The following is a 10,822-nucleotide window of genomic DNA, read 5'->3' as shown; positions in this document are numbered from 1 at the left end:
TTTTTCGGATGCTGGGCGGGTGTCCGGGCCACTTCAGCGTGTGCTTCAACGGCAAGTCGTACGTCCGGGTTCCGGACTTGGATGGGGCCTCCCCGTTACTTCGTAGCGAACAGCGCATTGACCGTACGGTGGAGAACGATCCGCAAAGGCTTGAGGAAGAGGGGTGGATCGCCGCTGCCCGTACGGATCCTGCCGCGTTCTCACCGCTCTATCACCGCTATCACAAGCCTATTTTCCTCTTCATCCTCAAGCGGGTGCACGACCGTGATCTGTGCAGCGACCTGGCCTCCCAAGTGTTCTTGAAGGCCATGGGTGCCATAGGTCGCTATGAGGGCAGGGGACTGCCTTTCAAGGCGTGGTTGTACCGCATTGCGCTCAACGAGGTGCTCATGCACTTCCGCAAGCACAAGGGCAAGCAGTACATGGAAGTGACCACCCCGCAGGCATCGGCCTTGCTATTGAGCGGCTCCGAAGACCAAGAGGTGGACAGGTCGCTGGACCCCGAGGTGATGAGCGTGCTGTCGTCGGCATTGTCGAGATTGGCCCCCGGACAAGCCATGCTGATCGAATTGAGGTTCTTCGATGGGCTCAGTTTCCTGGAAATGAGCCAAGTGCTGGGCGTTGCGGAGGCGGCGGCCAAAATGCGCACGCACCGTGTACTGAAGACATTGCGCGAATACATGACGAAACGCACACGATCGAGCTGAGCGCCATGAGCAAGGAATATCGCATAGTGGACAACGCAGCGGTTCCCTCGGACGCGGACGTGGCACGCTATGCCGACTTCGGCAAGTTGGTGTACAACTACCAGCGCATGACCAAGCCTCTGTACAAGCGGCCGCTTTACAAGGACCCCAAAGTATTTCTCGTTATCCTGCTTGTTGTGCTGTTGGCCGTGCTCATCTCACGGACCGTGAACGACGAGCAGCCCGGTTCCGGCGACCGGCCGATCCCTGAGGAGGCCCCGTGATTCAGGGCGTCTGTGCTTGGCGTTGCGCGGTAGGCACGGTTCCTCCGATGTTGATCAGGATGGGGTCCCTGTCGTTCCCAGCGCCAGTGTACTTGATGGTGGCGTCCATGTTGCTGTCACTGTTCGAGTAGACGCCGCTAATGGTAGCGGTAGGGATCGTGCCGCCCACGGCGATCAGGATGGGGTCACGGTCGTTCAAGGAACCAGTGTACTTCAGCGAATTGTCCGGGAGCACATTGCCCTGCCACTGGCCGAAGACGCCATTAGGCAGAGCACAGCGTGCTTCTGTACCATAGGTAGCGGTCGACGCAAGGGTCAGGTCCACCGTCGCATTCGGGAAAGTGCTGCTGTAAGTCCCGGCGGACATGACAGGGAGGTGGTTCCGGTGCCGAACAGCGACTTCCCAATTTCCGGGTACCAACGGCACTTTCACCATGGATGTTCCATCCAGTTCCACCACACGTCCATCGCGCAGGAGCAACGCTGGTCGCGAATGCTGGATGGCGTGAGGTGGTTCGCCCTGTCTCACTTCCACGACCACCCAATCGACCACCGCTGAGGATCCGGCAACCGCCAGCACGGAAGGCAATACGAAGGCACCTGCACCCAAGGTGAAGTTGTACCCGGCGGCAGTGTAAGGTTCCATGGTCGGCACAAGACCCGCGCTCCGCAGATCATCGCGCATGAGCCCGGAATTCCCATCGTAGGGTCCTTGAAGGTTGGTGCGCAGATCGATCACCGTGGCGTCACCGTGGCAGAGGCAAGTGATCGCGTGTATGAAGTCGTTCTGCCCGTTGAAAACGTCGCCATCATCGCAAGCGTGACCATTGAAGATGAGCGGGTCCGTGTCGTCGCAATCCGTCGGAGTGTCGATGTAGCCCGGAGGTGCCTCGCACTGCATCACCTCGGTCGTCCAGCTTCCGTAGCCATCGCCGTCCAAGTCTTCGTACCAAAGTGATCCCGGGTTGATGTCCGCGTTGGTGTCGTCGCAATCGGAGTTGGTCGGTACGTATCCCGGCGGTACGGTGCAACCGAACGCGCCATCCTGGAAATGACCGGAGCCATCCCCGAAACCATCTCCGTCAAGGTCAGCGAAGGATGGAACAGGAGTGCAGGACAAGGTCAGGAAGCCCAAGTTGTTCCGCCCGTCGGCGGACCACGCGCCGCCGAATGCTACGCGGTCGTCAGGCAGGACCGCTGCAGAGTTGATGACCGTGCCGGTCGAAAGATGGAAATCGACACCAGCGGCAGCGGCCGACGTTCGCCCGAGGAACACAAGCCCGGGGGTGTAGGCTCCGTTGGCGAACTCGAAACTGCCACAGGCCAACACTCCGGTGGAATGCAGCGAGAGCCGACCGACGGAGCCTGAGACGCTCGCGAACCAACTGTCAGCGATCCCGGTTTCCGGGTCCACCCGGCCAATGTTCGCCCGCCCGGCACCCCCAAGGGTCGTGAAATCGCCGCCCACGTACAACGTACCATCACCGAAGGCCAATGTCCTCACAACGCCGTTGCACCCACTGCCCCAGACGTTCTGTGGACTGAGGTTCGGATCGAGCTTCGCCAAGTTCTGCATGGCCGCCCCACCAACGGAGCTGAACCCTCCGCCAGCGTAAAGATGAGTGCCGTCGGCGATGAGCGCGAGAACAGGTCCGTCCGGATCAGGTGCCCAGGCCGTAGGTGTGTTGGACAATGCCTGAAGATCGAAAGCGCCAAGATTGCTGCGGGGCGATCCTCCCAAGGAGTCGAACCAACCGGCCACGTAAAGCACGCTGCCATGCTTGCAGAACGCCCGCACATCGCCGCCCCCGAAGGGACCGGTGGTGGTGGGTGCCCATGGCAACAGGTTGCCGCTGGTCACGTCCAAAGCGGCCAGCGAGGCCCTTGGTGCTCCCGCCACATGCGTGAATTGACCGCCGATGAACAGATCCGGACCTTCAAGGTGGAGCGCTGTAACCCCCCCGGCCGGGGCACCATTGGGCGTTGATACGCCGGCTGCGCCAAAAGCCGTTGCCTGGCCCGTCGTCAGGTCGATGGCAGCAAGACCGTGCCTACGAACACCACCGACCGTTGAGAAATTGCCTGCCACGTAGAGGTCGTTGTTGAAAGTCGACAACGCATCAACCGGCCCACCTATGACCGGGTCCCAAGAACCAAGCGCTGCGGTCACTGGGTCAAGTGCGACAACGCTCGCCCGGCCCCCGAAGGAACCGTTGAACTCACCCGAAACCAAAAGGGATCCATTGAACATCGACAGCCCACGTACCTCGCCTTCGTTGGCATCTGCTGGAGCCCAAGTAGTAGCCACACCTGTAAGCGGGTCAACGCACGCAACCATGCTCCTGGGGACATTGGTTCCGGAGGAATTCACAAAGGGAAAGTCGCCTCCAATGAATATCCCTTGAGGGCTGGGCAGAACGGCGTGAACAGAACCCCATGCGCTCGGATCCCACGCTGTCGGATCCCCAGCAGCATCGAATGCGGCCGCCCCTTGTCGAGCAACAGCCGGGGACCCCACCGTGCTGAAGGAACCGCCAGCGTACAAGGTTGTCCCGGACCAAGCCAAAGCACGCACCACCCCGCTTGGTTGAGGATCCCAAGGATCGACCGTGCCATTTGCCAGATCGATCCTCGCCAAGTGCTGCCTGACGCCGATGTTGTTGAACGAGCCCCCCACGTACAGCGTTGAGCCAACGACCAATAGAGCTCGTACATCGCCGGTCCCACTTCCATTCTCCGGGAACGTCGCGTCAGCGGCACTGCTCCCGGATGGGATCTTGACCAGGTCCCTTCGATTCGAACCCCCGAGCGAATTGAACTCACCACCGACGAACAGGTTCCCTCCTGCATCGAGCGCTAGGGCGTAAACACCCGTGATCGAAGAGGATATCGCTGGGTCCCAATCGGGGTCGACCCCGCCGGTCGGAAGCAGCTTGGCGATCTTGTTCCGGGGCAACCCGCCTACTTCGCTGAACGTGCCTCCGATGTACCAACCACCGCCCCCGTCGGAAATGACGGTGAGCACCCGGCCGTTCGGTTTGTCGTACGCCAGATCCGGTGCGGTGCCCGGATAGGTGATCTTGGCCCCGAAGGACAGCGCTGGGCCGACCGTTGAAAAGCTGCCGCCGAGGTATGCCCGGTCGTTGATCGGATCCAATACGATGTCGAATACGGCTCCATCGGTAACCCACCAGTTCTCATCGAGCGTAGCTGTTTGGCCAATGGCCTTGGTCGATGCGCACACCAATGACAGACACAGGAGGATCGTTCTTTGTTTCATGGCCTTGGCATATTGGACAGGTCCGTGAAACTAGAAGATCGCCGGGTACCGGCAATACGGACCCAACGGCAGGGAAACCACGCCCCGATCTGGAACGCTCTTTGGCCGGATTCGGCCTACTCCACGATAACGGGTTCTACCGCTGATCCGGCCCCTGTGCGGAGCATCACCCAATAGCCCCCGGCACCCAAAAGCGTGAGGTCTGCACTTATGTTGTGGAACCCGGCCGGGAATTTATTCGGTATTGCAGGTGCATGTACTGTACGTCCGGTTGCGTCCACCAGTCGCAGATCGACATCAGAACCCTGCTCCAGATGGAACTGGATGTTCACACGCCCGTTGGTCGGGTTCGGTGCTATTGCGACTTGCATGGAGGGTGGGACCGGAGCATCAACGGCGGTGATGAGATCCCCCGACAAGCGGGAAGCGAGGACCTGCCTGTTGCCGCTGCCGGAATGGCCCGCTACCACGACCTGCCCGTTGTTTTGTTCGACGGCGGATCTCAAGAACGTGGTGGCCGACGCTGGGAACCAAAGAACACCTCCGCTGCCGAAGCCGGGATCAAGTCCGCCATTGGCATCGAGCTTCAGCATCACTGCGTCAGTGAAGAGTGTGTTCACGTCATCGTCGCCGCAGACCAAGTAGATGCTTCCGTCGGCCATTGGCAAAACCCGACGGACCGATCCAGCGATCGAGGAAGCAAGGTCGAGAACGAAAGCACCGTTCATCCCGAATGTGGTGTCGTCGCTGCCGTCATCATTGAATCGAGCTGCCCACTGCAAGACCGGAAGTGCTGCGCCATGGGCCTCGCCCACAACGAGAAAACGTCCTTGCTGGTCCATCTTGATATCATGCCCACTATGGGCATAACCGCTGGGAGCACCGTCACAAACCACCACGCCGGCGTTCCCGAATTGTTGGAGCAGATCGCCATTCTGATCCACCCGATGCGCAAGCGTCCCTTGCCACCCGGACCATGAGTTCAAGCTGATCACGATCAGATCCCCATTGGGAGCGCTGGTCAACCGGGGTGCTCCACCTCCGCTGCCCGGCAGGTTTATGAGCAATGCCCCTCCATCGGCGAACGTTGTGTCCAGGTCACCATCCGGATCGAACTTGATGAGGTGGAGGCTCGGGAGGCCCGCGGTCGCCCAGCCATAGGCGACGATGATGTGCCCGGTGGGCAAAAGGATCATGTCGTCCAATCGGACCTGTGATCCGTTCGGATGTGTGAACCTGAGCGTTCCATCAACACCGAAGTCGGGGTCCGGTGATCCATCGGGCATCAGGCGAACGAGACAACCGAAGTGAAGGGGGTTGAAGAAATCCCGTGCTCCCAAGAGGATCTTGCCATCCGATTGCACCCAAATGCGCAGTCCCTCTTCGTTGTGGTCCGGAAGGTTGCTGGTCACGGTCCCGTTGACCCCGAACGTGCTGTCGAGTTCGCCGGCAGGGGTCAGTCTGCTAACGCTCCAGTCACCTGTTCCGTTGACGAAGGCAGTCCCGGCGATGATCAGATCGCCGTTGGCATCCAAAGCAAGGTCGTTCACCACCGGGGCGTTCAACCCGCAATCGTCCAAGAATACCCCATCAACGCCGAAGGTGGGATCGAGCGGTCCGAGTTGGGCACTCCCCGTGGCAGCGGTCACTAGTCCGAATGCCACCAGGCTAAAACGGTTTTTCATGTGCCGTGATACGACTTTGGTCGGCTCGGGGTTCGTTTTTATGGTGCCGATTGCCCGCGACCGGCCTCCTGCCGGGGATGGAACATCGAGCGGGTGGCGGGTTCATCTTTGCGCCATGCTGAACGTACCGTTGAAACCACATTGGTTGGTTGCTGCCGCCGTGGTCGTTGTTTCCTCTTCCCGCGCGCTCGCCCACGAAGGCATGTGGCTGCCAACCGTGCTCGCCAGCGTGCACGACCGCATGGCCGCTGAGGGTCTCAAGCTCAGTGCGGACGATATCTACAGTGCGAACCACAGTAGTTTGAAGGACGCGATAGTGCTGTTCGGTGGCGGGTGCACGGCCGAAGTGATCAGCGACCGTGGGCTGATCCTCACCAACCACCATTGCGGCTTCAGCGCCATCCAGGAACACAGTTCGCTGGACCATGACTACTTGAAAGATGGTTTTTGGGCAAAGGAGCAGAAGGATGAACTGATGAACCCCGGTACGACCGCCACCTTCATCGTGCGAATGGAAGATGTGACGGCGGCCGTGCTTGATGCACTTCAGACCGGTGCGAGCGAGGCACAGCGCAAGGAGGGGATCAGCAAGATCAGTGCAAGCCTGGCCTCCAACGCAACGGAGGCAGGGCGCTACCAAGCCGTGGTCCGTCCGTTCAACTACGGCAACCAGTTCATCCTCATCGTCACGGAAACGTTCCGCGATGTCCGCTTGGTGGGGGCCCCGCCCAGCAGCATCGGCAACTTCGGCGGCGACACCGACAACTGGATGTGGCCCCGGCACACAGGGGATTTCAGCGTTTTCAGGATCTATTCGGACAAGGACGGGAAGCCGGCCGACCCCTCAGCCGACAACGTGCCCCTGAAGCCCCGCCATGTACTGCCCATCTGCATGGACGGTGTGCAGGAGGGCGACTTCGCGATGATCTACGGCTTCCCCGGCCAGACGCAGCGTTACCTGAGCAGCTATGGCGTGGACTACGTGATGAACACCGGTGATCCGCTGAAGATCAGGATGCGTAGGGCAAGCCTCGCGGTGATCGATGATGCCATGCTGGCCAGCGATCGCACGCGCATCCAATACGCCGATAAGCAAAAGGGGATCGCCAACGCGTACAAGAAATGGATAGGTGAACTGCGTGGGCTAACGGAACTCCGTGCTTTGGACACCAAACGCGAGCACGAAGCTGAGTTCCGCAAACGCGCGGCGCAGGCGAGCAATACGCGTGGCACGGCCGCTCTCGATTCGTTGCAAGCCATCTACAGCACGTTCCCCGCGTTGGCCCAAGCGCGCGACCTGCACGTGGAGTTATACTTCGTCGGGCCGGAACTGTTCCGGTTCGCTTCCTCGTTCTTGGCCTTGTCAACCACCGCCGGTCAGGAGAAACTGAAAGCCGAAGGCAAACTCGAAACCGAGCTGGCGCGGCTACGGGCCGCTGCAGCGGCGTTCCACAAGGACTTCGATGCTGCGGTGGACAAGCGCATCTTCAAAGCGCAGTTCCCCATCTATCGTGGCGCGCTGGATCCGTCATTGGCGCCCGACTTGTCGCAGATCGATGGCAAGTACAAGGGCAACGCCAACGCTTGGGCCGATGCAGTGTACGCCACCTCGCTGTTCGCCGATCCAGCGAAGCTCGATGCAGTGCTCGCATCCGCTCCGAAGAGCATGATGAAGAAGCTCGCCAAAGATCCGGCGCTGGTCTTCTCGGCACGGTTGATGGCCGGCTACAACGGGAAGGTGAAGCCCGGCTTCGACGCAGCGAACGAGCGTATCGCAGCGCACATGCGTGCCTTTGTGAAGGCGCAGATGGAACTGTTCCCCGAACGCACCTTCTGGCCCGATGCGAACAGCACTTTGCGCCTCAGTTTCGGTCAGGTTGAAGGAAGCTCACCGAGGGACGGCGTGGTTTACGAGCCCTTCACCGATCTTGATGGTGTACTGGAGAAGTACCGGAAGGACGATCCCGAGTTCGACCTTCCCCAGCGGCTGCTGGATCTCCACGCCACCAAGGACTTCGCACCATACAGCACCACGGCAAGCATGCCCGTGTGTTTCACATCGTCCTTGCATACTACGGGTGGCAACAGTGGTAGTCCTGTACTGAACGGGAGAGGGGAGCTCATCGGCATCAACTTCGACCGTAGTTGGGAAAGCACCATGAGCGACATCCAGTTCGATCCGAACAAGTGCCGCAACATCAGCGCCGATATCCGCTATGTACTTTTCGTCATCGACAAGGTATGTGGGGCCGGACACCTGGTGAAAGAGATGAACCTTGTGAAGCGCGAGGTGCCCAAGACCATCCAACTTCCCATTCACCGCTGAGCAATGTGGACCGAAAAGCCCGATGGGCTCTACCGGACGTTCGTCTTCGCCGACTTCAGCGAGGCGTTCGCTTTCATGGCGCGTGTGGCACTGTTGGCCGAGCGCACGGGTCACCACCCCGACTGGACCAATGTGTACAACCGCGTGCACATCAAGCTGAACACGCACAGCGCTGGGGGCACGGTCACTGACATGGATCGCAAGTTGGCGGCCGCCATCGACAAGCTGGTGCCCTGAAAACAAGAAGGCCCTCCCCGCAGGGAAGGCCTTCATCATGGTTTCTCTAAAGGGACTAGCCCGCCACTTCCTTCACGTTCGCGCTGATGCGCAATGTGGTCTGCTTGGGCTCCGTGTTCGCGATCACGGTAACGGTCTTGTTCTGTGCGTCCTTCTGCTTGCCGGGCTTGTACACCACTTTGATCTCGCCGGTGGAACCCGGGGCGATCGGCTCCTTCGGGTAGTCGGGCACGGTGCAACCGCAGCTGCCGTTGGCGCTCTGGATGATCAACGGTTCGGTGCCGGTGTTGGTGAACTTGAACACGTGGGTGTTCTCCGAGTCTTGGTTGATGGTGCCGAAGTCGTGGTCGTAATTCGCGAACTGGACGGTGGTCTTCGGGCCGTTGTCCACCTGTTCGGTGCTGTTGATCGGATCGAAGGTGCTCTTCTCGTCGGCTTTCACCACGTTGGGGTTCGCGGGCGTGGCGGCTGCTGCGCTGCTGAGGTTATCGGCTGTGCTGCTGTCGGCCTTGAAGCTGCCTTTGCCCATGGTGTTCACCATCGTTACGATGGATGAAACGGCTATGACGGCCAAGAGCGCGATCTTGATGGTGTCTTTCATCGGTGCGTTCGCTTTGGTTGGTTTGCTTTTGTGCGGCGAATATAGACGGGCCGAATGCCGGGTTGCCGGGCTTAACGGGTGCTTAACAGCTCAGTGCGCTGCCAGGCCCAGCCGATGGAACGTGTCGTCGGCAAGCACTTCCAAGGCCCGCTGATAGCTGCGGTCCACGGGATTGCTGGCGTTGATGATCTCCCAGTAGGCACCGGTGTTCCAAAGATCACGGGCAATGAGAGCTTTGAGCCGGAGCTCGATGAGCCCCGCGCTGCGCGAGTACTCCTCCGGATCATGCTCGATGCCTTCTTTGGTGGCTGCTGCTCGGAGCGCGTTGCGCAACGCTTCGTCAACCGCGAAGCCCCGATCGAACGCTGGCACGTCAGGGAACTGTTGCAGCAGCTTGGAGCGATGGCGGTCCACATGATCCAATGCCACGGTGTTGAGGATGCCTTTGCGCACCAGTTGGCCGAGCAACGCGCTGCTCATCGTCGTGTCCAGCGCCACGAAGACATCCGGGGTGATACCACCACCACCGTACACGACCCTCTTGTTCATGGTGAAGAAGCGCAAGGTGTCGGAAGCATGGATGCTGTCCGCTGAGGTGAGTTCACCACGCTCCAAGCGTTCAGCGCGCTCCGCTCTGTATGCTTCCACGCCGTCCTCGTAGGGTTTTTGGATGCAACGACCGCTCGGGGTGTAATAGCGGCTCACCGTCAGGCGCACCGCACTGCCATCGGGGAGCATCACGGGGCGCTGCACCAAGCCCTTGCCGAACGTTCGCCGCCCCACCACCAAGCCACGGTCCCAGTCCTGCATGGCGCCCGCCACGATCTCGCTTGCACTGGCAGAGCTTTCATCCACCAGTAGCACCAGTCGCCCTTTCTCAAAACCACCTTCGTTCGTGGCGTAATTGTCCTCCCTTGGGGTTGACCGGCCTTCTTGGTAAACGATGAGCTTCCGGTCGCCAAGGAACTCGTCCGCCATGTCAGTGGCTGTGCGGAGGTAGCCCCCGCCGTTGCCTTGCAGGTCAAGGACCAGGTCCACCATGCCCTTGGCTTTCAGTTCGCTCAGCTTTTCCCTGAACTCCTTCATGGTGGTGGCACTGAAGCGGCTCACCTTGATGTAGCCCACGGAAGGGGAGGCCATGTAACCGGCCTCAATGCTGTAGATGGGGATCTTGTCGCGGGTGATGGAGAATTCCAGCGGCGACCGTTCTCCGCTGCGCAGGATCTCCACGTTCACCTTGGTTCCTTTTTTTCCGCGCAGGCGCTGCATCACACCATCGTTCTTCATTCCGATCCCGGCCACGTTCTCCTGGTCGATCTTCACGATGCGGTCTCCAGCGCGTATGCCCAACCGTTCGCTCGGGCCACCTGCAATGGCATCCACCACGTAGATGGTGTCCCGAACGATGTTGAACTGGATACCGACCCCCTCGAAGTTGCCCTTCAGCGGCTCGTTGGTCTGCTCAAGTTCCTCTTTCGGGATGTACACCGAATGCGGGTCGAGGTCCTCCAGCATGGCCACGATCGCCTTCTCGACGAGGGCGTCCTGGTCCACAGAATCCACATAGCGCGTGGAGATGTGGTAGAGGAGGGCGTCCAACTTTCCCGCTCCGCCGGGAACATTGCCCTGCGCCGCAGCGAGGATCGGTAGACCAATGAACGCTATGGGCAGAAGGCGGACTGTGCTGATCTTCATGTGTGCCGAAAGTAACGGCAGCCTGGGC

The 10,822-nt window shown here is 60.2% G+C and carries 8 protein-coding genes; 4 read left to right on the top strand and 4 right to left on the bottom strand.

Going from position 1 to position 10,822, the window contains the following annotated elements:
- Positions 1-8: 8 nt before the first annotated feature.
- On the top strand, positions 9-707 hold the full coding sequence (locus IPJ76_03175; protein QQR87239.1) for a sigma-70 family RNA polymerase sigma factor: 699 nt from the start codon (positions 9-11) through the stop codon (positions 705-707).
- 5 nt (positions 708-712) lie between these two features.
- Entirely contained in the window at positions 713-970 is a 258-nt protein-coding gene (locus IPJ76_03170) for a hypothetical protein (protein QQR87238.1), read from the top strand.
- Between the two features lies 1 nt (position 971).
- Here the strand turns inward: IPJ76_03170 and IPJ76_03165 are convergent, their stop codons facing one another.
- The gene (locus IPJ76_03165) at positions 972-4,250 is read right to left on the bottom strand and encodes a hypothetical protein (GenBank protein ID QQR87237.1); all 3,279 of its coding nucleotides are present in this window, start codon (positions 4,248-4,250) and stop codon (positions 972-974) included.
- Between the two features lie 116 nt (positions 4,251-4,366).
- Positions 4,367-5,935 carry a T9SS type A sorting domain-containing protein gene (locus IPJ76_03160; GenBank protein QQR87236.1) on the bottom strand — a complete coding sequence of 523 codons (1,569 nt, stop codon included), beginning with the start codon at positions 5,933-5,935 and terminating at the stop codon, positions 4,367-4,369.
- A gap of 115 nt (positions 5,936-6,050) precedes the next feature.
- Here IPJ76_03160 and IPJ76_03155 point away from each other — a divergent pair, with 115 nt between their 5' ends.
- Entirely contained in the window at positions 6,051-8,261 is a 2,211-nt protein-coding gene (locus IPJ76_03155) for a S46 family peptidase (protein ID QQR87235.1), read from the top strand.
- 3 nt (positions 8,262-8,264) lie between these two features.
- Positions 8,265-8,498 carry a 4a-hydroxytetrahydrobiopterin dehydratase gene (locus IPJ76_03150; protein QQR87234.1) on the top strand — a complete coding sequence of 78 codons (234 nt, stop codon included), beginning with the start codon at positions 8,265-8,267 and terminating at the stop codon, positions 8,496-8,498.
- Positions 8,499-8,553: 55 nt separating this feature from the next.
- Here the strand turns inward: IPJ76_03150 and IPJ76_03145 are convergent, their stop codons facing one another.
- Positions 8,554-9,027 carry a DUF1573 domain-containing protein gene (locus IPJ76_03145; protein ID QQR88385.1) on the bottom strand — a complete coding sequence of 158 codons (474 nt, stop codon included), beginning with the start codon at positions 9,025-9,027 and terminating at the stop codon, positions 8,554-8,556.
- A gap of 162 nt (positions 9,028-9,189) precedes the next feature.
- The gene (locus IPJ76_03140; GenBank protein ID QQR87233.1) at positions 9,190-10,794 is read right to left on the bottom strand and encodes a PDZ domain-containing protein; all 1,605 of its coding nucleotides are present in this window, start codon (positions 10,792-10,794) and stop codon (positions 9,190-9,192) included.
- Positions 10,795-10,822: the final 28 nt, after the last annotated feature.

Source organism: Flavobacteriales bacterium (assembly GCA_016699575.1).
Taxonomy (GTDB): Bacteria; Bacteroidota; Bacteroidia; order Flavobacteriales_F; family PHOS-HE28; genus PHOS-HE28.
The sequence above is the reverse complement of the archived record's forward strand: the minus strand, read 5'-3'. Positions and strand labels throughout refer to the sequence as shown.

Bases quoted from the DNA above. Each gene is read 5' to 3' on its own strand.
- IPJ76_03175 (QQR87239.1), top strand. From the start codon at position 9: ATGCTGGGCGGGTGTCCGGGCCACTTCAGCGTGTGCTTCAACGGCAAG.
- IPJ76_03170 (QQR87238.1), top strand. From the start codon at position 713: ATGAGCAAGGAATATCGCATAGTGGACAACGCAGCGGTTCCCTCGGAC.
- IPJ76_03165 (QQR87237.1), bottom strand. From the start codon at position 4,250: ATGAAACAAAGAACGATCCTCCTGTGTCTGTCATTGGTGTGCGCATCG.
- IPJ76_03160 (QQR87236.1), bottom strand. From the start codon at position 5,935: ATGAAAAACCGTTTTAGCCTGGTGGCATTCGGACTAGTGACCGCTGCC.
- IPJ76_03155 (QQR87235.1), top strand. From the start codon at position 6,051: ATGCTGAACGTACCGTTGAAACCACATTGGTTGGTTGCTGCCGCCGTG.
- IPJ76_03150 (QQR87234.1), top strand. From the start codon at position 8,265: ATGTGGACCGAAAAGCCCGATGGGCTCTACCGGACGTTCGTCTTCGCC.
- IPJ76_03145 (QQR88385.1), bottom strand. From the start codon at position 9,027: ATGGGCAAAGGCAGCTTCAAGGCCGACAGCAGCACAGCCGATAACCTC.
- IPJ76_03140 (QQR87233.1), bottom strand. From the start codon at position 10,794: ATGAAGATCAGCACAGTCCGCCTTCTGCCCATAGCGTTCATTGGTCTA.